Source organism: Micromonospora sp. WMMB235 (genome assembly GCF_001855515.1).
Classification (GTDB): Bacteria; Actinomycetota; Actinomycetes; order Mycobacteriales; family Micromonosporaceae; genus Micromonospora; species Micromonospora aurantiaca.
This window is the reverse complement of record NZ_MDRX01000001.1, coordinates 224288-250573: the sequence shown is the minus strand read 5'-3', so window position 1 is coordinate 250573 and position 26286 is coordinate 224288. Positions and strand designations below refer to the sequence as shown.

The 26286-nt window shown below is 74.6% G+C and carries 16 protein-coding genes; 11 read left to right on the top strand and 5 right to left on the bottom strand.

What is annotated here, in order from left to right:
* From BFV98_RS00960 to BFV98_RS00910, 11 genes are read left to right on the top strand one after another with little or no spacing between them, the layout of a single operon-like run.
* Nucleotides 1-876, top strand: a complete 876-nt coding sequence (locus BFV98_RS00960; protein ID WP_071094440.1) for a hypothetical protein — start codon at nucleotides 1-3, stop codon at nucleotides 874-876.
* On the top strand, nucleotides 873-1559 hold the full coding sequence (locus BFV98_RS00955) for a hypothetical protein (protein ID WP_071094438.1): 687 nt from the start codon (nucleotides 873-875) through the stop codon (nucleotides 1557-1559). Before BFV98_RS00960 ends, BFV98_RS00955 begins: the two co-directional genes overlap by 4 nt.
* Nucleotides 1547-2638, top strand: coding sequence for an acyl-CoA dehydrogenase family protein (locus tag BFV98_RS00950; protein ID WP_071094435.1), 1092 nt, complete (start codon nucleotides 1547-1549; stop codon nucleotides 2636-2638). Before BFV98_RS00955 ends, BFV98_RS00950 begins: the two co-directional genes overlap by 13 nt.
* Entirely contained in the window at nucleotides 2635-3996 is a 1362-nt protein-coding gene (locus BFV98_RS00945) for an MATE family efflux transporter (protein ID WP_071094433.1), read from the top strand. Before BFV98_RS00950 ends, BFV98_RS00945 begins: the two co-directional genes overlap by 4 nt.
* Nucleotides 3997-4006: 10 nt before the next feature.
* The gene (locus tag BFV98_RS00940) at nucleotides 4007-5545 is read left to right on the top strand and encodes a class I adenylate-forming enzyme family protein (RefSeq protein WP_013287005.1); all 1539 of its coding nucleotides are present in this window, start codon (nucleotides 4007-4009) and stop codon (nucleotides 5543-5545) included.
* Nucleotides 5539-6480, top strand: a complete 942-nt coding sequence (locus tag BFV98_RS00935; protein ID WP_071094432.1) for a ketoacyl-ACP synthase III family protein — start codon at nucleotides 5539-5541, stop codon at nucleotides 6478-6480. Before BFV98_RS00940 ends, BFV98_RS00935 begins: the two co-directional genes overlap by 7 nt.
* Nucleotides 6477-7982 carry an AMP-binding protein gene (locus tag BFV98_RS00930; RefSeq protein WP_071094430.1) on the top strand — a complete coding sequence of 502 codons (1506 nt, stop codon included), beginning with the start codon at nucleotides 6477-6479 and terminating at the stop codon, nucleotides 7980-7982. The genes BFV98_RS00935 and BFV98_RS00930 overlap by 4 nt, the downstream gene beginning before the upstream one ends.
* Nucleotides 7979-8956, top strand: coding sequence for a transglutaminase domain-containing protein (locus BFV98_RS00925; protein WP_071094428.1), 978 nt, complete (start codon nucleotides 7979-7981; stop codon nucleotides 8954-8956). Before BFV98_RS00930 ends, BFV98_RS00925 begins: the two co-directional genes overlap by 4 nt.
* Nucleotides 8943-9869 carry a 3-oxoacyl-[acyl-carrier-protein] synthase III C-terminal domain-containing protein gene (locus tag BFV98_RS00920; protein WP_013287009.1) on the top strand — a complete coding sequence of 309 codons (927 nt, stop codon included), beginning with the start codon at nucleotides 8943-8945 and terminating at the stop codon, nucleotides 9867-9869. Before BFV98_RS00925 ends, BFV98_RS00920 begins: the two co-directional genes overlap by 14 nt.
* 17 nt (nucleotides 9870-9886) lie before the next feature.
* Nucleotides 9887-11128, top strand: a complete 1242-nt coding sequence (locus BFV98_RS00915; RefSeq protein ID WP_013287010.1) for an acetyl-CoA carboxylase biotin carboxylase subunit family protein — start codon at nucleotides 9887-9889, stop codon at nucleotides 11126-11128.
* Nucleotides 11128-12282 (top strand): pyridoxal-dependent decarboxylase, exosortase A system-associated, encoded by a 1155-nt coding sequence (locus BFV98_RS00910; protein ID WP_013287011.1) that lies wholly within the window; start codon nucleotides 11128-11130, stop codon nucleotides 12280-12282. The genes BFV98_RS00915 and BFV98_RS00910 overlap by 1 nt, the downstream gene beginning before the upstream one ends.
* 127 nt (nucleotides 12283-12409) lie before the next feature.
* Here BFV98_RS00910 and BFV98_RS00905 read toward each other — a convergent pair whose 3' ends face one another.
* The 5 genes from BFV98_RS00905 to BFV98_RS00885 all read right to left on the bottom strand — a co-directional run bounded on the left by BFV98_RS00905 (nucleotide 12410) and on the right by BFV98_RS00885 (nucleotide 26275).
* Nucleotides 12410-14443: a hypothetical protein gene (locus BFV98_RS00905; protein WP_071094426.1), complete on the bottom strand. Its 2034-nt coding sequence runs from the start codon at nucleotides 14441-14443 to the stop codon at nucleotides 12410-12412.
* 163 nt (nucleotides 14444-14606) lie between these two features.
* Nucleotides 14607-18863 (bottom strand): VCBS repeat-containing protein, encoded by a 4257-nt coding sequence (locus BFV98_RS00900; RefSeq protein WP_071094424.1) that lies wholly within the window; start codon nucleotides 18861-18863, stop codon nucleotides 14607-14609.
* Between the two features lie 415 nt (nucleotides 18864-19278).
* Entirely contained in the window at nucleotides 19279-21045 is a 1767-nt protein-coding gene (locus BFV98_RS00895) for a bifunctional 3-(3-hydroxy-phenyl)propionate/3-hydroxycinnamic acid hydroxylase (protein ID WP_255367949.1), read from the bottom strand.
* A 132-nt stretch (nucleotides 21046-21177) separates the two neighbouring features.
* Nucleotides 21178-24276 carry a BTAD domain-containing putative transcriptional regulator gene (locus BFV98_RS00890; RefSeq protein WP_255367948.1) on the bottom strand — a complete coding sequence of 1033 codons (3099 nt, stop codon included), beginning with the start codon at nucleotides 24274-24276 and terminating at the stop codon, nucleotides 21178-21180.
* A 64-nt stretch (nucleotides 24277-24340) separates the two neighbouring features.
* Nucleotides 24341-26275: a KedN5 family methylcobalamin-dependent radical SAM C-methyltransferase gene (locus BFV98_RS00885; RefSeq protein WP_030268246.1), complete on the bottom strand. Its 1935-nt coding sequence runs from the start codon at nucleotides 26273-26275 to the stop codon at nucleotides 24341-24343.
* Nucleotides 26276-26286 lie beyond the last annotated feature (11 nt).

The window sequence follows — 26286 nt, the reverse complement described above, 5'->3', positions numbered from 1 at the left end:
ATGACCGGCCTCTACGTACAGGCGGCGCACCACGCGGTGCTGCCCACCCGCGACGACCGGCACCCACCCCGGCCGCGCTTCGTCGAGTACCAGGCGGACCTGCACCGGATGGCCGGCGTGGTCCTCGACGAGGCCACACTCACCCGGGGCGACCAGTACACCTTCGTCGACCTGGCCGACGCGCTGGCCGACCGCACCGGACCCGGTCTCTTCCGCGACCTCGGTGTGCTCGTCACCAGCTTCTGGACGCCGGAGTTCGACCCGGACGTGTCCGCGTTCGGCCCGTACCTGCACCACCGGCACCGCCTCGACTGCACCTCGTTCGACCTGGTCGACCAGGGCAGCATCTCCCCGGCGCTCGCGTTGCTGGTGCTCTGCGACTTCCTGCGGGCCGGTCCGGCGGACCGCGACGGCCTGCTGCTCAGCGTCGAGCAGACCACAGTCCCGGCCCCGGTGGGCGCCCACTTCCCCGGCCCGAGCCGGTCCACCGCCGGGGCGGTGCGGATCGGCCGCCGCCCGGCCGGAACGGAGATCCTGACCGTCACGGCGCTCGGCGAGCCGGCGGTGCTGGGCGACGACGGGGACCTGTCCCGCCTGGTCGCGCGCTGGTGCGCGGAGTACGACGTGGACCCGGCGGAGCTGACCGTGCGGGTCAACCGGGCCACGTTCCTCTACCGGCGGTGGGCCTACGCGTACGGGCCGGACTCCTGGCCGTGCCGGGTCGAGTTCCTGCCGCCGGAGCGCACCTGCACCGGGCTGTTCCGCTGGCTCGGCGCCGAGTCCACCACCCCGGCCGGCGGTTACGTCGCCTACGTCGAGGAGGACGTGGAGAGCCTGTCCGCCGCCGTGGTGCTGACCCGGGCGGTGACGCCGTGACGAACGTGCTGCGACTGCCCACCCGGCCCGCCGGGCCGGCCACCGACCCGGTCGCCGTCCGGTTCACAGTCGGCGCCGCCGCTGCCCGGGCCCGCGAGACCGGCGCGTTGCCGGCCGGATCCGGCCAGGCCGCCGGGTACGCCGGGCTGGTGCTCGCCGACCGCGACGCGGCGCCGGTGGAGGCGTTCGACCTCACCACGGGCGCCGTCCTCGGGGCGGAACGGCTCACCGTCGTACCCCATGAGCTGCTGACCCGCGCGGGCCTGGTGGTGCTGCGGTACCGGGCGGCCGGCGGACCGGCCGACGCACCGGCCCTGCGGCTGTTCCGGCAGGCCCTCGCCGACGCCGAGCGGGACGCGCTCGGCGAGGCGGTCCGCTGGTGCCGGCGGTTCCTCGCCGGCCGGCGTTCGGCCGGTCAGCGGCTCAGTGCCCACCCGGTGGTGGCCCACCAGATGGCCGGGCTGGTGGCCCGGGCCGCCGCCCTGCGCCAGACCGACGCGGCCGCCGCGCTCGCCGAACCGGCGGGCCGGGCCTGGTGGGTCCGGGAGGTCGACGGGCTGGCCCGCGACCTGATCCGGATGGCCGGCGGCCGGTCCGTCCTCGCCGGGCAGATGGCGCAGATGCGCACCGCCCTGCTCTACGCCAACCGGATCTACCTGGACGGTGCCCCGTGTTCCGACTGAATCCCGACCGTTTCGCCGCCCGCTACGGGCCGGAGTGGCTGGCCGCGGCCACCTGGTACCGCGAGAACTCGCCGGCCGTGCCGGACGATCCCGACCTGGTGCTGCGGCACCTCGACCATCCGGCGGTCGCGCAGAAGATCGAGGCCGAGTTCGCGGCGGACACCCGCCGGCGGGCCGCGATGTTCGAGGCGCTCAGCTACGGCAGCGCGAGTTTCCTGCTCACCACTCCGGGCCCGTCGCTGTCCGGTGTGCTGCTGGACGCGCTGGGCACACCGCGGCAGCGGGCCTGGTTCCGGGAGCTGGTGTCCACCACCCGGTGCCGCACGTTCTTCGCGGTCACCGAGCCCGGACGCGGCTCCGACGCCGCCCACCTGGACACCACGCTGCGCGACGGCCGGCTGACCGGCGAGAAGCTGCTGTTCGGCAACGGGGCGGTGGCGCCCGTCGGCACCGTCCTCGCGCGCACCGGCGACGGCCCGCTGGACCTGGTGGCGGTGCTGATGACGCCGGAGCTGATCGAGTCCGCCGCGGTACGACGACGCGTGCTCCCGATGTTCGCCCTGCCCGGCGCGCAACTGTCCGAGCTGCGCGTCGACGGACTGCGGGTGCCGCCGGAGGCGGTGCTCGGCAGCCACCTGAAGGCCACCGAGCGCGGCATGATGGGCATGCTCAAGACGTTCCACCGCTTCCGGCCCGGGGTGGCGGCGATGGCGCTGGGCCACGCCCAGGCCCTCGTCGACTACGTCCGGGACCACGTCGGCGCCGCCCGCCCGGAGCTGGACCGGTTCGACCAGATGCTGGAGCGGTCGCGCGAGCTGAACGCCGCCGCCGCCCGCGAGGTCGACGAGGAGCCGCTGCGCGGCGCGCTGGTGTCGCTGGCGAAGCAGCGGGCCACTGCGGCGGCCGAGGAGGTGGCCGCGGTCCTCGCCCGGGAGCTGCCGGTGGCGGCGCTCGTCGACCACCCGTGGCTCGCCCGGTCCCTGACCGACGTGGTCGCGTACGAGTTCATGGAGGGCACCACGCCCATCCAGCTCGCCAACGTGCACGCCGGCTATCTGCGCCGGGAGGTGCCGGTATGACAGCCGTCGACCAGTCGCGCCCGGCCGGGGACAGCGCCGCGCCGCCGGTGCTCGGGCCGGTGCTGGCGATCGCGCTGCCGGTGCTGCTCGCGTCGCTGGCGAGCCTGGTGGCGCCGCTGCTGAACACCGCCGTGATCGGCCGGCACGACCCGGCCTACCTGTACCCGCTGGCGCTGGTGCTGCCGATGATCCTGTTGCAGAACTCGGTGAACGAGAGCCTGCGTGTCGCGTCGGTGGCGTTCGCCGCCCAGGCGTCGGGCAGCGGCGACCTCGACACGTACGCGCGGCGACAGCGGACCGTGCTCGTGCTCGGCGTGGCGGTCAACCTCGGCGTGGCGCTGCTGTTCCTGGTGGCGCACCCGCTCTTCCTCGACCTGTACGCGGTGCCCGCCGGTTCGCGCACCCTGGTGTACGCGTTCGTCCAGCTCAACACGCTCACCGGCGCGGTGCTGGCGGTGAGCGTGGCGCTGATGTCGAGCCTGTACGGGCTGCGGCAGGTACGCGCGGTGACCGTCGGCACGCTGGTGAGCCTCGGCTCCGGGGTGGTGCTCACCGCCGCGCTCGTCGGCTGGCTCGGCGTGTTCGCCCTGCCGGCGGCCACCGCCACCACCGCGACCGCCACAGCGGTCTGGGCGTCCCGCCGCCTGGCCCGCTGCGGGGTGCGGCCCTGGGCCCGGATCGGGCTGCGCGCACCGGTCCGCCGGTCCTGGCGGGAGGTCTGCCGGATCAGCGTGCCGGTGAGCCTGGGCTACCTGCTGCTGTTCGGCAGCGGGCTGGTGCTGACCCGGATCCTCGCCGGCTACTCCCCGCTGACAGTGGCCGGGTACGGCGTGGCGTACCGGGTGCAGAACCTCGTGCTGCTGCCGGCCATCGCACTCGGTGTGGGCGCCGGCATCACCGTCAACCGGCTCGCCGCGCAGCGCCGCGGCGGGCGGGTCGGACCGTCGGTCGTCGCCGCGGTCGGGCTGTCGGCGGCGGTGTTCGCGGTCGTGGCCGCCCTGGTCTGGCTGCTCCGCGGGCCCGGGACCGGGCTGCTCACCGGCGATCCGGCGGTGGCCCGGGCCGCCGCCGACTACCTCGGCTACCTGGCGCCGGCCTATCTGGTCGCCGGTCCGCTGCTCACCCTGTCGATCTTCCTGGAGGAGACCGGGAACGGGGTCCGGGCGCTGGTCGTGAACGCCACGCTCACAGTCGTCCAGCTCGCCCTGGCCGCCGGGCTGGCCCGCGCCGGGCATCCGGTGTCCCACGTCTACCTCGCGCTGGCCGTGGCCCACCTGCCGGCCGTCGGCTTCGTCGTCCACGAGCTGCTCCGCGCCCGCCGCCTCGGTGGGCGGGTCAGCGCCATTCCCACGAGGTGAAGGAAACACGATGCACCGAACCCTGTACGACGTCCTCACCGCCACAGTGGACAGTCATCCCGACAAGCTCGCCCTGATCGCGGGACCGCACCGGCTGACCTACCGCGACCTGGCGGCACGCGTGGCCGGCCTGGCCGGCCGCCTCCAGGCCGACGGTGTGCGCCCCGGCGACCGGGTGGTGATCTGCGCCGGGAACCGGGTCGAGACGGTGACCGCCTTCTGGGCGGCGCTGGCCGCCGGCGGGGTGGCCGTGGTGGTCGGCCACGAGCAGCGGCCCGAGCGGGTACGCCACGTGCTGGCCGACTGCGCCGCCACCGTCCTGCTCGCGCTGGAGCCGATGGCGCGCTCCCTGACCGGCCTGGGCCTGCCGGCGTCGGTCCGCGCGGTGCTGCCGGTCGGCGCCGAGGACACCCTCTTCGCCGGTACGCCGGCACCCGTCGACGTGATCAGCGAGGATCTGGCCGCGCTGGTCTACACGTCCGGCTCCACCGGCGACGCCAAGGGCGTGATGCTCAGCCACGCGAACATGCTGACCGCGCTGGACTCGCTCAACGAGTACCTGCGCAACGGCCCGGAGGACGTGTTCCTCTGCGCCCTGCCGCTCGCCTTCGACTACGGGCTCTACCAGATGATCATGGCGTTCTCGCAGGGCGCGACGCTGGTCCTGGAGCGGGACATGAGCCTGCCGTTGCAGGTCGTCAAGGACATCGCCCGCTACCGCTGCACAGTCGTGCCCGGCGTGCCGGTGCTGTTCGAGCTGGTCGAGCAGTTCAGCCGCTTCGGCATGCCGGACGTGAGCAGCGTCCGCTGCCTGACCAACACCGGCGCCGCGCTGCTGCCCCGGCACATCGCCGCGATCCGCCGGTTGTTCCCCGGCGCGGACATCTACTCGATGTACGGCGTCACCGAGTGCAAGCGCTGCACCTACCTTCCGCCGGAGCTGCTCGACGCCAAGCCGGGCAGCGTCGGGCAGGCCATCCCGAACACCCAGATCCTGGTGGTCGACGAGCAGGACCGGCCCTGCCCGCCGTACCAGGTGGGGCAGCTCGTGGTACGCGGCGGCACGGTGATGCAGGGCTACTGGGGACTGCCGGACGAGACCGCCCGCAAGATCCGCGAGCACCCGGTACGCGGCGGCCGCTGCCTCTACACCGGCGACTACGGCTACCTCGACGAGGACGGTCACTTCTTCTTCAAGGGCCGGATCGACGAGGTGATCAAGGTCCGGGGACGCAAACTGATCCCCCGCGACGTCGAGGAGGTCCTGCGGTCCGTGCCGGGCGTCGCCGAGGCGAGCGTGGTCTGCACCGCCCTCGACGACGGCGACCACGACATCGCCGCCTTCGTCGCCGCCGACCCGGCCGCCGTCGACGCGTCCGCGCTGCGTGCGGCCTGCCGGTCCGGCCTGGAGACCTGGCAGCGGCCCACCCGGTACGAGGTGCTCGCCACGCTGCCGCGCAACAGCAACGGCAAGGTGGACAAGCCCGAGCTGCTGCGCCGGTACCCGGTGCCCACTGCGGCCCTGGCACCGGCCGGTGCGCCGTGCTGAACCTGACCGCCGTGCAGGCCGTCGTGCCGGACGACCGGCCCAGCCTCTTCGCCCTCGCCGGCCGGTACGACATGCCGCGCGCCGAGCTGGCGGTGTTCCACCGGATCTACGGCCTCGACCGGGTACCGGTGTGGTCCGGCGACACCACCGCCCTGGTCGAGGAGACGGTGGCGAACCTGCTCAAGGAGTCGGGTGTGGACTCCGGCCGGGTCCGCTGGCTGGTGCACGCCCACACCGGCACCCACCAGGACGTGGTGGGCCGCGCCGGCCTGGCCCGGATCTGCCGCCGGCTGGGGCTGGACCGGGCGCAGTCGTTCGGCATGACCACCAACAACTGCGCGTCGACGGTGTCCGCCATGCGGGTGGTCGACCGGCTGCTGGCCCGGGGTTCGGCCACCGACGTGGCGATCGTGGTGACAGCCGACGTCGCGTTCACCCCGATCATGCAGGTGATCCCGAACAGCTCGGTCACCGGCGACGCCGGGGTCGCCTGCCTGTTCAGCCGCCGCGACGCCGGTCACCGCGTCCTGGCCGCCCGGATCGACACGTACGGCCGGCACGCCGCCTGCCAGTGGCAGGACGAGGCGGCCAACGCGGAGTTCGAGGCCGAGTACCCGGCGCGGCTCGCCGACGTGATGCGCCGCGCGCTCGACGACGCCGGGCTGACCTGGCCGGACATCCGCATGGTGCTGCCGCACAACGTCAACACGTTCTCCTGGAAGCAGGTCGCGGCGCGCGCCGGCATTCCGTTCGAGTCGGTCTACCTGGACCAGGTGCCGCACACGGCGCACTGCTTCGGCGCCGACATCTTCCTCAACCTCGCCGCCGCCGACCGCGCGGGCCTGCTGCGGCCCGGTGACCGGCTGATGCTCGCCACGGTCGGGCTCGGCGCGGTCTTCGCCGCCGTGGTGCTGGAATACGGGAGTCACACATGACCATCGGATACCGCGCCGAGCTGCGCGACCGGCTGCTGGCCGCCGCCCGGCGGCACCCGGAGCGTACGGCGCTCTGGGTCGACGACCGCGCGTACACGTACCGGGAGCTGTTCGCCCGCGCCGACACCCTGGCCGGCCGGCTCGACGAGCGGGACGAGCCGTTCTGCCTGGTGTACTGCGGCCGGAACCTGACCCGGTACGTGGCGATCCTGGCGAGCCTGCTGGCCGGCAAGGCGTTCGTGCCGATGTGCCCCACGTCGCCGCCCGCCTACTGCGAGAAGGTGCTCAAACGGCTCGACGGACAGGTGGTCGCGGTCCTGGACAGCGGCGACCCGGACCAGGACGACCGGCTGCGGACGATGATGGCGCCGCCGGCGCCGGTGCTCGACCACGGCCCCGGGCCGCGGTGGGAGGGCGAGCCCCGGCGGCCGCAGGGCGGCGCGTACCTGATGTTCACCTCCGGCAGCACCGGGGTGCCCAAGGCCGTCCTGGTCACACTGGACAACCTCACCGCGTACCTGGACGGCGCGATCGAGCTGTTCGGCCCGACCTGCGAGGACCGGTTCGCCCAGGTCAACAACTTCACGTTCGACCTGTCGGTGCACGACATCGCGCTGCCGTGGACCGTCGGCGCGGCCGTGTACGCGCTGCCCGACCAGGCCGTCTACAAGCTCCCCGCGCTGGTACGGGAGCACGCGCTGACGTTCTGGCTGTCCGTGCCCACCACCGGGGTCAGCCTGCTCGACCTCGGCCTGCTCCGGCCCGGCGCGCTGCCCAGCCTGCGCCGGACGCTGTTCTGCGGGGAACCGCTGCCCCGGCGGCTCGCGCAGGCGTGGCACGCCGCCAACCCGGACGGGGAGCTGTTCAACGTGTACGGGCCGACCGAGTGCACGATCGCGGTGACCTCCTTCGGCTGGCGGCCGGACCAGGACCTGCCGGACGTCGTGCCGATCGGATGGCCGTACCCCCGGCAGGAGGTCCGCGTCGTCGGCGCCGACCTGGCCGGGGTGGCCGCCGGGCAGACCGGCGAGTTGCTGCTGCGTGGCAGCCAGCTCGTCCCGGGCTACCACGGCGACCCGGAGCAGACCGCGGCCCGGTTCGTCGAGCTGCCGGACGCGCCCGGACGCTGGTACCGCACCGGCGACCTGGTCGCCCACGACCCGCGCTGGGGGCTGGTGTTCAAGGGCCGCCGCGACGACCAGATGCAGGTCCGCGGGCACCGGGTGGAACGGCTCGAGGTGGAGACCCTGCTGCGGCAGGTGCTCGGCACCGAGGCCGTGGCGGTGGTCGGCTGGCCGGTGGCGCCGGGCGGCCTCGTCCAGGGGCTCGTCGCGTTCGTCGCGGACACCGCGACGCCGGTGCCCGAGATGCGCCGCCGGATCAGCCGGGAACTGCCCGAACACCTGTGGCCGAGCCGGATCCACGTCGGCCCGCTGCCGCAGAACCGCAGCCTCAAGGTGGACTACCCGCAGCTGCGGCGCCGGCTCGAGGAGGAAGCGTGACCGCCGCCGTGCGGACACCGGCCGCCGGGCTGGACCGGATGCTCGCCACCTACCGCCGGCACACCCCGATGACCGAACCCGGACCGCACGCCGAGGCGCTGCGCCGGCTGCCGGCCGACGTGCCGGCCCTCGTGGAGGTCATCGGCGGCCTCTTCGCCCACTACGAGCTGGACCCGCCCGCGGCCGGCTGGAAGCCCGGACCGGACCGGCTCGCCGAGGTCGACCTGCGCACCACCCGGCGGATGCTCGACCGGGTGCTCGCCCTCGACCCGGCGCCGCTGACCCGGGCCCGGCCGCTGCACCGCCGCTGGCTGGGCGTCTGCCGGGACGCGAGCCTGCTGCTCTGCGCCGTGCTGCGGGAGCAGGGGGTGCCGGCCCGGCTGCGGTACGGCACCGCCCACCACCTGTACGTGCCCTACCGGCCGATGCACGACCACGTGGTGGTCGAGTACTGGTCGGCCGGCGAGGGCCGGTGGCGGTACGCCGACGGCCGGATGTACCGGACCGCCCGGGACACCTTCCAACTGCCCGACCACTACCGGGACGACGTTCCGGAGTCGGTGTTCCTCACCGGCGCCCGCGCCTGGCGCCGGGCCCAGGAGGGCGAGCGTGCGGCGCTGCGCCTCAGCGGCCTGATGCTGAACGCCGACGCCGGCCGCTGGCAGGCCCGCAACCTGTTCCTGTACGACCTGGCCGCCCTCGCCGGCTGGGAACCGCTGATGTGGGACGCCTGGGGCTACATCCGCCGGGCCCGCCCGCAGTCCCGCCCGCGCGGGTTCCTCCAGTACCGCAAGCTCGGCCGGCTCGCCGCGCTCGACGACCGCGATCCGGAGCAGTGGCGCGAGCTGCTGCGCCGCTACCGGGCCACCCGCCTGGTCCGGGTGCCGGCCCGGGTGCTGTCGTGCAGCCCGGTCAACGGCCGCCGCGTCGTCGCCGCGCCGCCCGCCCGGAGGACACCCGATGATCGCGATTGACGCGGTGGTACGCGTGGAACCGGAACGACGGCTGTCGGTCACCGACGACCACGCGCTGCTCGGCCTCACCTCGGCCCGCGCCCGGGTGTACGGCCGGCTCTACGGCTACGACCGGATCCCGGTGGCCGCCGCCGGGCAGGAGTTCCCGATGCTGCTGGACGCCGTCCGGCGGCTGCTCGACGAGGCGCGCGTGACACCGGACCGCGTGGCGGTGGTGGTGCACGCGCACACCGGCCCGTACATCGGACCGGTGGGCGCCGGCCTGCCCCGGCTGGTCGCCCGGCAGCTCGGCGGCGACACGCTGTGCTTCGGCACCCAGTCCAACAAGTGCGTCTCCAGCATCAGCGCGCTGGACCTGATGGACCGGCTGCTCGCGGGGCGGCCCGGCGACGCCGTCGGCGTCCTGCTGATCGGCGAGACCGCCGACAGCCCGGATCTGCGGGTGCTGGACACCGGCATCGCCGGGGACGTGGCGTGCGCGGTGCTGCTGCGCCGAAACGGGCCCCGCGACCGGGTGCTCGCCCACGCGGTCGCCACGCACGGCCAGTACGCCGGCGGCATCTACACCGAGCCCGGCGCGCCGAGCCGCCAGGAGTACGAACGCCGCTTCCAGGAGCATCTCGGCGACGTGGTCGACCGGACGCTGCGGCGGGCCGGACGCCGTCCCGACGAGCTGACAGTCCTGTTGCCGCACAACGTCAACGTCAACGTGTGGCGGGCGGCGGCCGGCGTGATCGGCGTACCGGCCGATCGGATCGTGCTCGACAACGTGCCCCGGTACGGCCACTGCTTCGGCGCCGACATCTTCCTGAACCTGGACACCGTCCGGCCCCGGCTGCGCCCGGGTGACCTGGCCCTGATGGCGTCCGTCGGGGTCGGCGGCACGTTCGGCGCCGTCCTGCTCGAACACTGACCCGCGAGGAGAGTCGCGTGAAGAAGCTGTACGTCATCCTCATCAACGACAACGTGATCCGATCCGGCCTGGCCGACCTGGGCCGGCTCGCGGACGCGGAACTCTGGCTGGTCTCCAGCCCGCACTACGCGCGCCGGCTCACCGACGAGCAGCGCGCCGCGTACGCCCGGATCGTCGTGCCCGACGACATGGAGACGACCGACCTGGTGGCGTTGCTGGACCGGGAGCTGCCCCGCCCCCGGCCGGAGCAACTCCGGTTCCTCACCAACGACGAGTCCTGCGAGCTGATCTGCGCGCGACTCGCCGAGCACCTCGGCACGGCCGGCTGGCCGGCCGCGCGCCTGCTGCCGTTCGTGGACAAGATGGCCAGCAAGGCCGCGCTCGCCGGCAGCGGGCTGCGGCTGCCGCGGCACCTGCGCTTCGACCGCGACCGGCACGCCGCCGACCCGCGCGGCTACTGCGAGCGGATCGCCGCGGAGATCGGCTTCCCGATGGTGGTCAAGCCGGTCGACAGGTACGCCAGCATGGACGTGCGGCGGCTGGACGGGCCGGCGGCGTTGCGCGCCTGGGCGAGCTGGGCGTCCTCGCCGAAGGACCGCAACAGCTACGAGGTGGACGAGTTCGTCTCCGGCACGCTCTACAACTTCGACGCGCTGGTGCAGGACGGCCGGGTGGTGTGGAGCAACGTGTGCGCCAACCTCAACCCCTGCATGGAGTTCGCCGCCGGACGGTCGCTCGGCGTGTGGACGCTGCCCGCCGACGACCCGACGGCCGTGCGGGTGTCCGGGTTCGGCCACCGGGCGCTCGCCGCGCTGCGGCCACCGGACGGCGGCGTACACATGGAGGTGTTCGGCACGCCCGACGGCGAGCTGGTCTTCCTGGAGGTCGCGGCCCGGCCGCCCGGCGGCGAGATGCGCGCCGTCTACCTGCGCACCCACGGCGTCGACATCGACCTCGCGCACTACCTGCTGCGGGCCGGCGAGCCGTACGACGTGCGGGCCCGGCCGACCGGCGAGCTGGGGGCCTGGGTGATCACCCCTCGTCACGCCGGCCGGGTCAGCGCCGTCGACCTGCCCGCGCTGCGCAGCGAGCACACCGTGCAGGTGCACGTGTCGGTCGGCGAGACCGTCGCGCGCGCCAGCGCGCACATCGTCGAGCCGCCCTCCGCCGTGTTCATGGTCTACGGCGCCGACCGGGTCGCCTTCGGCCACGACATGGACCTGCTGCGTGACCTCACCCTCTACCGCGTGGAGCCCTGATGGACCTGAACCTCGCCGCCGACATCGCCGGCCGCACGCCCTTCTACCTGTACGACTTCGCCGCCGTCCGCCACCGGGTCGCCGAGCTGCGGGCGGCCCTGCCCGACGGTGTGCTGCTGCACTACGCGATCAAGGCCAACCCGATGCCGGCCCTGGTGCAGCGCCTCGCGCCGCTCGTCGACGGACTCGACGTGGCCAGCCACGGTGAGCTGCTGACCGCGCTCGGCACCGCCGTCGACCGGGAGCAGATCAGTTTCGCCGGGCCGGGCAAGCGCGACCCGGAGCTGGCCGCCGCGATCGCCGCCGGCGTGGTGGTCAACGTCGAGTCCGGCGACGAGCTGGCCCGGCTGCGCCGGATCGAGACGGCGGTCGGGCGGTCCGTCCGGTTCGCGCTGCGGGTCAACCCGGACTTCCAGCTCTCCGGTTCCGGGATGACGATGGGCGGCGGCGCGACCCAGTTCGGCATCGACGCCGAGGCGGTCGGCGAGGTGCTGCGCGGGCCGGGCCGGCGCGGACTGTGCGGGCTGCACATCTTCGCCGGGTCGCAGAACCTGCGCCTGGACGCGCTGACCACGGGGGTCAGCCAGACGTTCGAGCTGGCCGACCGGCTGGTACGCGAGCACCGGCTGGACCTCGCGCACGTCAACATCGGCGGCGGGCTCGGCATCCCGTACTTCCCCCGTGACGAGGCGCTGGACCTGGCCGCGTACGGCCGGCACCTGGCCGTGGAGGTGGAGCGGTGGCGCCGCCGCCACCCGGACACCGCTGTCGTGCTGGAGCTGGGGCGGTACCTGGTCGGCGAGGCGGGCGTCTTCGTCAGCCGGGTGGTCGAGCGCAAGCACTCGCGCGGCGAGACGTTCCTGGTGGTCGACGGCGGCATGCACCACCACCTCGCCGCGTCCGGCAACTTCGGCCAGGTGGTACGCCGCAACTACCCGGTGTCCGCCGTGACCGCGAAGCCGGCCGACGAGCGGGAGACGGTCACAGTGGTCGGACCGCTCTGCACGCCGCTGGACACGCTCGGCCGGCGGGTGGAGCTGCCCCGGTGCGAGGTCGGCGACCTGGTGGTGGTGCACCAGTCCGGGGCGTACGGGCCGACCGCCAGCCCGGTGCACTTCCTCGGCCATCCGGCGCCGGTCGAGGTGCTGCTCTGAGTGGGCACGGCGCTGCGCCGCACCGCGACGGCCGGCACACCCGCCAGAGCGTCCTAGGACATTGGTGTGCCGGCTGCCGCGGGAGGTCGGCCTGTGGGTAGGCGTGTTCAGACCGGCCGGACGCAGCTCACGGGCAGGGTCCGCCCGCGCAGACGTCGATCACCTTGCCGGTGAGCAGGAACACCGCCTTCTGCCGCTGCGCGCCGGGCTGGGCGCGCGGGAACTCGTGCGAGTCCTCGCCGTACTCCGGTCCGGCGGGGGCCAGGTTGGTCGGCGGCGGCGCGTACGCGGCGCCGCTGTTCCAGACCACCATGGCCGAGCCGGCGTACGGGTACCTGCGGATCGGCGCGATGCCCCAGAACGGCCGCACGTCCGGTGACCAGCCGTCGGCCAGCGCCGGGGTGTGCAGTCGGGCGCCGATGGTGCGCGCCTGGACCTCCGCCGCGGCGGTCGAGACCTGCTGGTCGGCGAAGGCCACGTGCATCAGCACCCGGTGCGCCGGGGTACGCGGCAGCGGCCGGTCGGTCATGTGCTGGGCGTACCCGTTGGCCTCGGACCGGTCCCACAGCATCTGGAGCAGACCGAAGATGAGCTGCTGGTCGATCCGGTCCGGGTAGTAGCCGTCCATCACGGACTGGAACGGGGCGAAGTCGACGCTGCGTTGCAGCAGCGTCGAGTAGTTCATCGCGGGCACGCCGAGCACCGAGCGGGTCCAGTCCTGGGCGACGGCGGTGAGCGCGCCGCCGTTGATGCCGCCCTGGCTGTTGCCGTCGTAGTGCAGCCCGCCGGCCACGTCGATCAGCGGCCGCCCGGCGGCGTCGCGGAACGCCGGGTGGGCGGCGAACCCGCTGCGGTGGATCATCGTCCGGCCCAGGAACAGGAAGTTCAGGAAGCTCTGCTGGAGCCGGTCGGCCACCGCGGGGAAGGCGCTGAGGTCGGTGAAGGCGCCCGCCACGTACGGGACGTCGGCGGCGGCCATGCCGATCCAGCTCGTGGCGCAGAAGGTGAAGTCGTACGTCTGCGACATGGTCTTGACGTTGCCGGCGTTGACCTCGGTCGGCCGGCCGAGCAGGCCGTGGCCGTAGAGCGAGAGGTGGGCCGGCTTCGCGGCGGACGCGCTGCGCGGGATGTTGCAGACGAAGTCGGCCGCCACCGTCGTGCCGGACGGTGTGGGCAGCGCGTCCGGCGCCGGCGGGCTGCCGTCGCCGCCGGGCGGCCCGTAGTGCAGCCGGGAGCCCGGTCCGCCGTCACCGGTCAGGTAGGACGGTACGGCGACGGTGCCGGTCACCTGCCGGGCGATCAGCGGATCCTGCTCCGGCGTGTAGTCGGTGACCTGGTTGACTGTGAACGAGGGCGCGCGGCGGCCGAGCGCGGCGAACGCGCCGTCCCGGACCGCGAGCATCCGCCCGGTGAGGCCCTGCCGGCTGGCCACCGTGAAGTCCCAGGCCAGGTACAGGCTGTGCCGCTTGACACCGGCCCGGCTCAGGTCGGCGAGGATCCGCCTCATCTGCGGCGCGCGCGGGTCACGCCGGTCCAGGCCGGCGCCGGACACGTACGCGCGGAACGCCTTCGGCGCCGGGATCAGCGCGCCGTCGCCGTCGCGCATGCCGCGCAGGCCGACGACGTACCTCGTGCCCTCGGTCAGCGCGACCGCCGGCCGGATGATCAGCGCCTGCCGGTCCGGGTTGCCGGCGGCGTGCGCGTCCAGTTCCGCCCAGTAGGGCGTGCGCCTGCCGGTGCGGGCGTCGAGCAGCACGATCGGCGCGTCCGGCGCCAGCGAGCGGCCCACGTCGGTGACCGGCGCGATCCGCGTCCGCTCGGCGTCGAGGCCGGGTACGCGCGCCAGGATCGGCGATCCGGGGCTGAACCCGTCCTGCCGGTTCCACTCCGCCGGGTCGATCGGCACGCCGAGCACGTTGGCGGGCATCGCGGAGGCCGCGAACCGGACCCGCTTGCCGGTCGGGGTGCTGCGGTCCGGGACGGTGAAGTAGTCGTTGGGGAACGGCAGCAGGCAGGCCGCCGGGTCGATCGGGTCGCAGGACCGCTGCCCGGCCGGTGCGGGAGGCGCGGACGGCGCCGCGGCGGCGCCGGAACCGAGCAGCACGGCCGATGCGGTCACCAACGCGGACACGGCGAGACGGAGCCGTCTGGGGGTGGGCACGCGTGTCTCCTTCGACAGCGGACGGTGGTGTTCTTCCTACGCCCGTGACCGGATCCCGGCAAGGCCCACCATGGACAGGGCCGCGAAGCACTACGTGGTGCGACGGGCGCGGCCTCCCGCCGTCCGCCTCTTCCCGGCGGCGGACGGCGGGAGGGGCGCCGGGCTAGCCGACGACCACGACGCGGCCCTGGTTCAGCGGTTGCAGGTGCGCCGGGTCGAGATCGTCCGGTGCGCCCCGGCCGCTGTCGTAGACGACGCGCCCTCCGTCGCTCTCCCAGATCCTGATCCGGAACCGGTCCACGTCACGTCCGTCCGGGGCGTCGGCGACAGTGAGCTGGTACGCGTACCCCGGCCGGCCGTTCACGGTGCCCTCACCCTGGTACCGGCCCACCGATCCGGCGACGGTCAGACGCTCGTGTGTCGTACCGGCGAACGTGAACTCGCGTCCCGGCAGCCGGAAGGTGGTCGCGCCGAACGGCGTGGGTGAACCCTTCACCAGGCCCGCGACGAAGGCGAACTCCCCCGGCCCGGTGGCGGCCACGTCGGCGCTGAGCGCGCCCGCCGGTGAGACGATGGCGCCGGCGCCGGCGACCGTCACGTCCGACGGGTCGTAGACCACGATCCGTACCGTCTGCTGCCCGGTTCCGCCGTCGTCGCCGGTCACCGTGAGGCGCGCGACGTGCACGCCGGGCCGGAGATCGCCGGTGGCGACGCAGCCGCCCTCGTTGCGGTCCTCGCTGACCACACCGGGCGTGGCCGGGGCCGGACCCCCGCCGTCCCAGTCGACCGCGCAGCGGTGGGTGTCCGGCACGCCCGGGTCGGTGAACGTGGCCCGCGCGGTGACCGGACCGGCCACCCGCAGCTCCTCGTCCAGTGCGATCGGGCTCACCTCGATCGGCCGGTTCGCCACGGTGACTGTCACCGTGTCGGTGGCGGTGCCGTGGCGGGCGTCGGTGGCGGTCAGTTCCAGCCGGTACGTGCCGGCCCGGTCGGCGCGGAACGACGGCGTGCGGGCCGGACCCTCCAGCCGCAGGCCGCCGCCGAGGCCGCCACCCTCCGGCTGGGCGAGCACCGTCCAGGACAGGGTCACCGGGTCGCCGTCCGGGTCGGTGGTCCGGGTCGCGTCGAGGGTGACGGTGTCGCCCTCGACGGCGGTCCGGTCCGGCCCGGCGTCGGCTGTGGGCGGGCCACCGGCCGGCAGGACCCGGCCCACAGTCACCTCGGTACGCGCGGTGGCCCGCAGGCCGTCGGCGTCGGTGGCGGTGACCGTGAGGACGTGCCGTCCCTCGCTGAGCTGCCCCGGCGTACGGGTGGCGCCGGTGCCGAGGTCACCGTCACGGTCGGAGGTCCAGCGCACCGCCGACCCGTCCAGGTCGCCCTGTTCCGGGTCGGTGACGGACGCGGCGAGCGTGACCGTCTGCCCGGTGGCGAAGAACGTGCCGCCCATCGGAGCGGTGATCCGTACCGCCGGGTTCTTGCCGGCGACAGTGAGCGGACCGCTCGTCGCGTCGGCGGTGTGCACACCGTCGGTGACCCGTACCCGCAGCCGGCCGGTGGCCGCGCCGCCGGTGCCCGCGAGCTGCGCGGCGTCCAGCGTGTACGACGTCCCGGTGAGCCCGGTGGCCAGCACCCGCCAGTCGTCGGCGCCGTCCGGGCTGTACAGGACGCTCGCGGTGACCGGACCGCCGTCGGCGTCGCCGGCGCTCCAGCCCACAGTGACCGGCCCGGTGGCCGGCACCGACGCGGGCGGCGCCTCGCCCGCCAGCGCTACGACGGGCGGGTTCGCCGACACCGGGAGGGTGGCGAGGTCCCGCCCGGCGCGGGTGTCCACGAGCGTCACCCGGCGGGTGCCGGGGGCGAAGTCGACGACCTCCTGGAAGGGACGTGTCGCGGCGTGCTCGGTGGCCGCCGGGGTGAACGGATGCTCGGCGAGCGTCGCCCCGGCGGCGTCGAGCAGCCGCAGCGCGTACGGGCCGGGCGTGGTGGCCGGGCGCTGGGTGGTGCGGGTCAGGCGCTGCCCGGTGAGGGTGGCGGTGCCGTCGCCGACGGCGCCGGACAGCGCCAGCAGGTCACCCGTCGCGCCCTGCTGGGCGGGCGGGTTCTGGACGCGGTTGCGCCACAGCCGCCACAGGTCGTCGGAGACCCAGGTGTTGCGGCAGTAGCTCATCAGGTCGGCGACCGGCGGGCTGGTGTCCGGCGCCCAGACGATCCGGCGCGGAGCGCCGACCGAGGCGTCACCGATGTCGTAGCCGGCGAAGCCGGGATTCGCCGGGTCCGGCCCGCCGATGGTGCCGCGCGGGTACGGGTAGGACCGGGGCCCGGTCTCGTCGCCGGGATTGTCCGTGCACTCCACGTGCCCGGCGCCGAGCAGGTGCCCCAGCTCGTGCAGGATGGTCGTGGGGTTGTGCGCTCCGCCGACCGCCACCCATCCGGGGATGTTCTCGGCGATGCCGCCCATCCGGTCCCGGTTCACCATGACCAGGTGGTAGACGCCGGGCTCCCGCGTCCCTGCCGTCGCCTGCCGGTAGCGGTCGAGCACCGAACGCGCGTCCTGCGCGTCGAGGAAGAAGCTGTCGTCACCGATCCAGAAGAACGGGTGGTCGTCGCGGTAGTCGGCGCGGGTGACCTCCAGCCGGCTCGTCGGCAGCGTGCGCCGCAGCAGCGACTCGGCCCGGTCCAGGTCGGACTCGGGAGGCAGCACTGTCTGTCCGTCGCGCTGGTAGCCGAACCGGATCAGCTTGACGCGAACCGGTTGGGACGCCTGGAAGCGCACCGTGCGCTCGGTCACGTTGTCCAGGTGGTCGGGCTCGGTGACCCGGCGGTCCGGGTTGATCTCGACCCGCAGCCTGACCTGGCCCTCGCTCGTCCACTGGGTGGGCAGCTCGAACAGGAACCCGCCGCCCAGTTGTCCGCGTCGCACCGTCCGGTCGGGCACCAGCAGGCGGCCCGGGTTCGCCGGGGCGAGCGGCGGGCCGAGCGACGTGCCGTCGGCCCGGAACCCGTGCAGGGCCGCGGTCACCGCGGGCGTCTGCGCGTCGGTGCCGACGTACGCCCGGACGACGGTGCGGCGGTCGGCGACCAGGTCGACGGAGTTGCCCAGGTCCTGGATGACCTGGGTGACCTCCAGCCCGCCGGCGGTCAGGTTCGGTCCGGGCGCGGTGCAGGTGTTCAGGTAGACGCGCAGGGTGTTGTCGACCTCGTCCAGGACGGCCACGTCGAGGGACTGGTTGTTGTCGAACCGCCCCACGGCCGCCTGCACCGGCTGGCTGCCCGCCGCGAGGACGGCCGGGGTGCCGAACGTGCCGTCGCCACGGCCCGGGAAGACGTAGACCGCCCGGCTGGCGTAGCCGACCACCACCAGGTCCGGACGGCCGTCCCGGTTGACGTCGGCGACGTCCACGTCGTGCGGACCCTCCCGCCCCGGGGTCAGCGGCCCCAGGTCCAGCGACGGCAACTCCCGGGGCGCCGACGGGAAGCCGCCGGACGGTGGGTCGCGGTAGTCGCTCCACAACCGGATGCGGTCCTCGCCGGGGATCGCGACGGCCGCGTCGAGCCGCCCGTCGAGGTCGAAGTCGGCGATCGCGGGCTTCCACGCCTCGCCGATCCCTTCCACCCGGGGCGCGGGGCTGTTAGCGCCGTCGCGGATCAGCGACACCGTGCCCTGTGTGCGGCTGCTGACCAGGAGATCGGGCACGCCGTTGCCGGTCAGGTCGCCGGCGGCGAGGAAGTCCGGCTGGACGTACGTCGGCTGGTCACCGAGGAGGAACCTCTGGTCGAAGCTGCCGCCGTTGAGGTTGCGGAACACCCGCACCCGGTCGTCGTCCCGGTCGGTCCGGTCCTCCGGGTCGAGGGCCGCCAGGTCGGGCAGCAGATCACGGTCGAAGTCGGCCACCGCGACGTCCGCCACGCTGCGGCCGGCCAGCACGCGCCCTCCCGGCCCGAAGCCCGGGTCTCCACCGGCGGCGCCGAACCAGACACCCACCCCGTCGGTGGTCGCGACGGCGTAGTCCGGTTTGGCGTCCCGGTTGAAGTAGCCGACGGTGACGGCGCGCGGCGTGCCCGGCGCCGGATAGACCTCCGGCGGGGCGCCGGGCCCCACCGACGTGCGGAACGTCCCGTTACCGACGGCGATGAGCTGGTGCACGTCGCCGTCACCGCTCGCCGAGGCGACGAGCAGGTCGTCGAAGCCGTTCTGGTTGGTGTCGACCGCCTCGACGTCACGGGGAGCGGCCACACCGGCGACCGCCGGCATGGCCGTGAACCCGAACGTCTCGCAGCCGGCGACGAGGCCCGCTCCCGGCGGGCCGGCGACCCGGACCGGTGCCGCGGCGCCCGGCACTGTCGCCCCGGGCCCCAGCAGGACCACCGCCAGAGCGGCCGCCACCGCGCCGGTCCACCGGCCTGATCTTCGTGAACGCATCACTGCCACCTTTCCGCGCGCACGACCGTCCGGCGCGAGGCCGGACGGCGGCGCACGATCGTCGTAGGAGAGTGGGAAGTCTCGATCGGGTCGACCGGGAGACAGCCGGCCCGGGCCGGGTGCCGCACGCGGGGCACCGCCGGTCCGGTACGAGTCTCGTCCCCGGGGGACGTCCGGCTACAGGGTCGGCGGTCCAGGGCGGCGCAACGGCGTGCCGGATCTTTCTGCCCGCGCGCAAGACAACCCCCTGCCCGTCCGGCCACATCGGGCGGCCGAGTCGGGAAGACGATTGCGCGCGGCGGTGGACGCCGAGCCGGCTCGGCACCGCCGCCGGCGGACCGCCACGGCCGGGGCCGCACGTCGGCACGCCGCGACGGCGGGCGTGGGAGATCGGCCCGGCTGCCGACGAGGGCGGTCACGACGACGAGGGCACTGCCGGCGCCGTCGCGAGTCCCGGGCCGGCCGCCCGGTTCCGGCCGCCGTCCGGCGGCGCACCGAGGGCGGCCGACAGGTCCCGTGCGGCCTGCTCGATCCCATCGGCCGTCGCCAGCGCGAACACGAACCGGTCCGGCCGCAGCACCACCAGGTCGGCGCCGTGCCGCCGCAGCCACCCGCCGAGCACCCCGTCGGCGTCCACGACGTCGATCCGGTCCGGACGGCCGTCCGCGGACGACTCCGGCGGGCCGGCGAGCGGGTCCGGCAGGCCGGCGAGCGGGTCCGGCGGGCCGGCGAGCGGGTCCGGCAGGCCGGCGAGCGGCGTGCCGGACGGGTGGACCGCGACGAACCGCACCGGCAACCCCTGCCACCACGCGCCGGGCGGGTCGTCCACACCGGCGCGACCCAGCACGACGAAGCCGTCGCCGAGCGCCTCGTCGAGCAGGCGCTCGCCGGGCGCACCCGGGATGAGGACCCGCGGCTGGGGGAACATGGTCCCGACCACGCCGTCCCGCCGCCCGCCGGTCATCAGGCCCCGCCGGTACGCCGGCACCGGCTTGAACTCGAAGCGCTCCACGAACCGCCGTACCCGGGGAACCGTCTGGACCGCCCGCAGCGCGGTGTCACGCAGCCAGGCGGAGATCCGGTTGCGGGCCAGGAAGACGCGTCCCAGCCGGACGCTCGTCTGTGCCATCTCCACCGTGTGCGGACGCCGCTCGGTCTCGTACGTGTCGAGCACCGCGGGATCGGCGGCGCCGGACAGCACCAGCGACAGCTTCCACGACAGGTTCGCCGCGTCGCGCAGGCCGCTGCACAGGCCCTGGCCCATGAACGGGGGCATCTGGTGGGCCGCGTCGCCGAGCAGGAACACCCGTCCCTCCCGCCACCGCTGCGCGACGAGGTGGTGGAAGGTGTAGACGACCGCCCGGGTGACGGCGAACCGGTCCGGGTCGACGTACGGCGAGACGAGCGCGGCGACGGTCTCCGGCCGCTGCACCTCGTCCTCGGTCTCGCCCGGTCGCAGCATGAACTCCATCCGGTAGCTGCCGGCCGCGCCGGGAGAGACGAACGCCGGGCGCCGCCAGTCGCACACGAACGTGGTGTCGGCCACCCGCACGGCGTCGGGCGGCACGTCGCCGGAGACCGCGAGCCACGGCTCGGCGTAGCTCGCCCCGGACAGCGGGATCCGGACGGCGGCGCGGGTGGCGCTGCGGGCGCCGTCGCAGCCGAGCACGTACCGGGCGCGGACCGCCCGCCGCTGCCCGGTGACCACGTCGGACAGGAGCACCGTCACGCCGTCCTCGTCCTGGGTCAGGCCGACCAACTCGGTGCCGAGCGCGAGCCGGACGTGCGGGAAGCGGTCCAGCCCGGCGCGCAGCGTCCGTTCCAGTCGCGGCTGGTCGAAGAAGCGCAGCGGCGCGTGCCCGTACCCGAAGTCCGTCTCGGACAGCTTCATCCGGGCGAAGACCCGGCCCGCGCCGTTGACGTACTCGACCAGCGGCGGCGCGATCGTCTCGTCGCGTACCTCGTCGAGCAGCCCGGCCTGCTGGTAGATGCGCAGCGCCTCGTCGTCACAGGAGAAGGCCCGCGGCTGACCGTGCGGCGTGGCGCTGCGCTCCACGACCAGCGTGGTGACCCCGCGGGCGCCGAGCAGGTTGGCGGTGAGCGCACCCACCGGCCCGCAGCCGACGACGGCGACCTCGACCTCCTGGACCTCCTGGTGAGCCGGCGGCTGAGCTGATCCCATGGTGGTGCCCCTTCGGAACATGGTCCCGGACGGCTCCGGCCGTCCTACCCGACACCGACCAGGGCACCAGCCGGGCGTGGAACGGCTGTGGAAAGTGTGTGGAGGCGGCGTGGAGGCGGGATTCCACGCCGGTCAGAAGACGGCGAACCGGGGCAGCAGCAGCCCGGCGCCCTGTTCGGCGGCGATCCGCGCGCCGAGGTCCCACTCCGCGCGGTCGCGCCGGGCCGCGCCGCGGATCCGGTGCAACTCCGCGACGAAGACGCGCTCGCCCACCCGGTCCGCCACTGCCAGCGCCTCCTCGGCCAGTGTCGCCGCGGTGTCCGGACGGTCGCCGGTCAGGTACGCCTCGGCCATCGCGCAGAGCGTGATGGTTCGGGTGGACCGCAGTCCGGGACGGTAGAACTCCTCGGCGGCGGCGCGCATCGCGTCGAGCCGGCCGTGGTCGCCGCCGCGCGCGGCGGCCCACTCCAGGAAGTACGCGCCGGTCGCGGTCATGTGCGGCAGGCCGGTGGCGCGGCCGATGTCCCGGCACCGTCGCCCCGCCGCGTCGGCCGCGGCGACGTCGTGCTCCTGCATCGCCAGCCAGGCGGCGTAGAGCGCCGCGTTGGCCCGGCCGTACGGGTCGTCGAGGTCCTCGGCGAGGGCCTCGGCGGCGGCGATGTCGGCCCGCGCGCCGGCCGGGTCGCCGCGCATCGAGCGCACGAGCGCCCGGAAGTTGTGGCAGGCCAGCACCGGACGGCGGCCCACCTCGCGGCGCAGCAGCGCCCGGTCGACGGTACGCAGCCGCTCGATCCCGGCGGTGAGCCGCCGCTCGCTCTCGGCCTGCCGGCCGGTGAAGTAGGCGACCGCGCCCAGCAGGTACTCACCTGCGACGGCGGTCAGCCCGCTGCCGTCGTCGGGCGCCCGTACGAGCCGCCCGGCGAGGTCGGCGCAGATCGCGAACTCGGCCCGGTTGGCGGCGAGTTCGCCGAGCGCCCAGAGCGCGTGGCGGATGTCGGCGTCCGGCCCGACGAGCGTCAGCAGCTCTCGGGCGCGGGCGCAGACCCGGTCGACCGCGTCGCTGCCGACGCCCACTGTCATCTGGAGCAGGGACGCGCGGTGCAACTGGACGGTCAGCTCGGTGGCCGCCGCGTCGGGCGAGACCGGCGCGGCCGGGGCCAGCCGGAGCGCGGCGCGTTCGAGGTGGCTGAGCGCGTCCTCGTAGGCGACCCGGCGGGTGGCGTCGTCGGCGGCGCGCAGCGACCACCGCAGGTGGTCCTCGCCGTGGCCCAGACCGACCGCCTCCCCGTAGTGGTGGGCCAGCTCGGCCGGCGCGGTGCCGGCCGTCCGCTCGTACGCGGCGGCCAGCCGGGCGTGCAGCGCGGCCCGGCGCGGCGGGACCAGCTCGGCGTAGGTGACCTCGGCGATCAGCGGGTGGCGGAACGCGAGCGCGCCCGGTCCGGTCTCGACCACCAGCGCGGCCGGATAGGCCGGGGCGAGGTCCTCGGCGACGGTCTCGGCGGTGCTGTCCAGCGCCGCCGCCAGCACCGCCAGGTCCAGGTCGTGCCCGGCCACGCTGAGCAGGTCGAGGCAGCGCCGGGCGGGGCCGGGCAGTCCGGCTAGCCGCAGCCGCACGGTGTCCCGGATGCTCGGCGGCAGCTCCGCTGCGGCGCCCGGATCGGTCCGGGACCGCAGCAGCTCGGTGAGGAAGAACGGATTCCCGCCGGTCCGGGTGACGAGCCGGGTCACCACCGGCTCCGGCGGCGCCACGCCGGTGCGGCCCCGGACCAGGTCGGCGACCGCCGCGGCGTCCAGCCCGGCGAGCCGGACCTGACCGAAGCCGCCCCCGCGCGCCAGCTCGGCGACTGTCGCCACCAGGGCCGGGTCGTCGTCGTACGGCCGCAGCGTGGCGACCACCAGCGCCCGGGACGCGGGCAGGGCGGTGGCGAGGAACCGCAGCAACAGCAGCGAGTCCGGGTCGGCGGCGTGCAGGTCGTCGAGGACGACGAGCAGGCCGCGCTCCCGGGCCGCCGCGTGCACCAGTTCCGACACCGCCTCGTACACCTGGAACCGGGCCGTGGGGTCGAGACCGCGACCGTCGGCCGGTCCGCTCGGCGCGCCGGCGGCGAACCCGTCCAGGCGGCTCGCCGAGCCGGTGGCGCGGGTCTGCGGCATCGCCACCAGCGCGCGTACCACCTGGCTCCACAGCCAGAACGGCGGCGCCTGCCCGACGTCCGGACAGCGGCCCCAGACCACGGGGACGCCGGTCGCGGCGGCGCGGGCGCCGAGTGCCGCGGCGAGGCTGGTCTTGCCGATGCCGGCCTCCCCCACCAGCGTCAGCACGCGCCCGCTCTGCCCCGTGGCCGCGTCCAGCGTGCCCCGCAGCCGTTCCAGTTCCGCGTCCCGGCCCACGAGCGGTCCGCCGTCCCGCTCCGGCGCCGCCCCGGCGGTCGCCGGGCCGCCGGTGTCCGCGGGACTGCTCCGATCAGGCGGTACGGCCTGCTCCAGGATCAGCCGGTGCACCGCGCGGGTCTGCTCGCCGGGGTCGATCCCGTACTCGCCGGCCAGGATCCGGCGGCCCTCGTCGAAGACGGCGAGCGCCTCGGTCTGCCGCCCCGAGCGGTACAGGGCCAGCATCAGCTGCGCCCGGGCGCCCTCGCGCAGCGGGTGCGCCGAGACGAACCGGCGCAGTTCCGGCAGCAGCGTCGCGTGCCGGCCCGCGGCGACGGCGGCTGTCAGCCGCCCCTCCTCGGCGCTCAGCCGCAGCTCGGCCAGCCGGGCCGCCTCCGGACGCACCGCGGTCAGGTCGGCCACGCCCGCCAGCGGCTCGCCGCGCCACAACGCCAGCGCCTCGGTGTACGTCCGCTCGGCGGCCGCCGCCTGCCCGGCCGCGAGCGCGTCCGCAGCCCGGTCCACCAGGCCGGCGAACCGGATCGCGTCCACCGCGTCGGCGTCGACCCGCAGCTCGTACCCCCCGGGGTGGCTGCGCAGGACGCGCGCCGGCTCGCGGTGGGACCGTTGGGGTTCCACGGCCCGGCGCAGCCCGGCGACGTACGTGCGCAGCGTCGTCCGGGCGCTGGCCGGCGGTCGTGCGTCCCAGAGCGCGTCGACCAGCCAGTCGGCGGCGACGAACCGGTTCGGCCGCAGCAGGAACAGAGCCAGCAGCGCCTGCTGCTTCGGCCCGCCGAGGGGCACCACCCGCCCGTGCCGGACGACCTCCGGCGGACCCAGCACCCGGAACTGCACAGTCACCTCGACGACGACCCCATCGGGCCGAGTATGGCAGCGCCGGTCCACTCCGGACACCGGCGATCGGTCAGGGGACTGTGAGCGGGGTGCCTGCTCTGCGCACCTCCCCCATGAAGTGCAGGATCTCCTCGTGGTTCGTCGACATGACCGCGGTCATGGCGCCGGTGCGGTAGTAGATGTCGACGCGGATCGGTTCCGGCTCCAGCGAGACCGGCTCGTCGGCGCGCATCCGCGCGAGGACGCCCGGCACGTCGTAGGCCAGGGTCACGTCCGGGCGGTGGAAGTACTCGACGCCGCCGATCTCGACGACGGCGAGTCCGTCCGGCTCGCAGACCGGCTGGGTCAGCAGGTCGTAGCGGTACACCTCGTCGAGGAACGGGCGGACGTCGGCCGCGAGCTGCCGCGAGACCACCTCCTGCCACCACAGCTCCAGCGCCCGCCGCCCGTCCGCCTCGGTGAAGAGGTAGCCGATGGCGGCCGCGTACGCCGGCGCGCCGCCGCCGTGACCCCGCATCGCGGCCTCCCGCAACGGGATCGCCTCCCGCGCCGTGGTGGTGTCCGCCCAGTCGGCGAGGCTGTTGAGGACCCGGGACTGCTCCCACCCGGCGAGCCGCCGCAGCGGCAGCCAGCAGTGACGCAGGACCGCGTTCTCGGCCATCACCCGGGCCCAGAACAGGAACCGCTGCATCACCGCGTTGTCCGCGAAGGTCATGGTGCGGTGGGCGAGCACGTACTCGAAGTCGTCGTTGTCGCCGCGCAGCGCGACGATGCCGTACAGCTCCTTGTTCTCCGCGTACTCGGTGTTCGGCAAGAGCATGATCGGGTAGACGGCGATCCGGGACACGTGCTGGGCGAGTTCGTCGTACCCGGCCAGGAACGACTCGACGGTGTCGCCCGGCGCGCCCCAGATCAGCTCGGCGTAGCAGTCCAGCCCTTCCCGGTTGAGCCACCGCACCAGGTCACGCCAGTCGTTGACCTTCATGTTCCGCCGGCGCATCAGGGTCAGGGCGTCCGGGTTGAGCGACTGGAGGGCCAGGGTGAAGGAGCTGCGCAGCCCCGCCTCCTTCATCCGCCGCACGATCTCGTAGAACACCTTCGACTTGTTCTTGGCCCACGAACTCTCGAAGGCCAGCGGGAAGCCGTGCCGCCGCTTGATGTCGATGAGGTCGTCGACGAGTTCCAGGTCGATCGGCAGCATGCCGAAGTTGGCGTCGCAGGCGACCACTGTGTGCACGCCGCACCGGGCGAACAGTTCCAGCTCGGCGCGCAGCCGTTCCCGGGAGAACGCGCGTACCCGCTGGCCGACCGCGCCGCCCCAGTAGCAGAACGAGCACTTGTACGGGCAGCCGCGGTTGGTCTCGAACAGCGCGACGTCGTAGCGGAACCGGCCGTCGGCGTCGAGCAGTTCGACGGCTCCGGTGAGGAACGGCGACGGGATGATGTCGAGATCCTCGATCCGGGGCCGGTCCGGGTTGGTGACCACGCTGCCGTCGGCGCGGTGCCAGGAGATGCCCTGCACGTCGCCGAGGGCGTCGGGGGCCACGCCGGCCAGCCGGGCGCGGAGCAGGTCGAGGAAGGTCAGCTCGCCCTCGCCGTTGACCACCACGTCGATCTCCGGGTAGAGCCGGAACACGCGGTCGGCCTGCGCGCTGACGTGGGTGCCGCCGAAGATGACCCACCCCTGCGGGTTGAGCTGCTTGTAGGTGGCGGCGAGTGCCCCGAACGCGCGCTGGCTCCAGCCGAAGACGGAGAACCCGATCACGTCGGGCAGCGGGCCGGCGAACAGCCGGGCGGCCATCTCCCCGTGCGTCACCCGCCCCCGGAAGTTGCAGATCTCCACCGACACCTGGTCGTTCAGCTCGGCGTCGCCGGACACCATCGCCTTGAGGTACGCCGAGGCGAGCGGCAGCGACTCCAGCGGCATGTCCCAGACGCCCTGCTGCACCAGGACCACCCGAAGGCGCCGGCCCGCACCACCGGCGCTCGTCTGGCTGTGCTCCACCGATCCGCCGC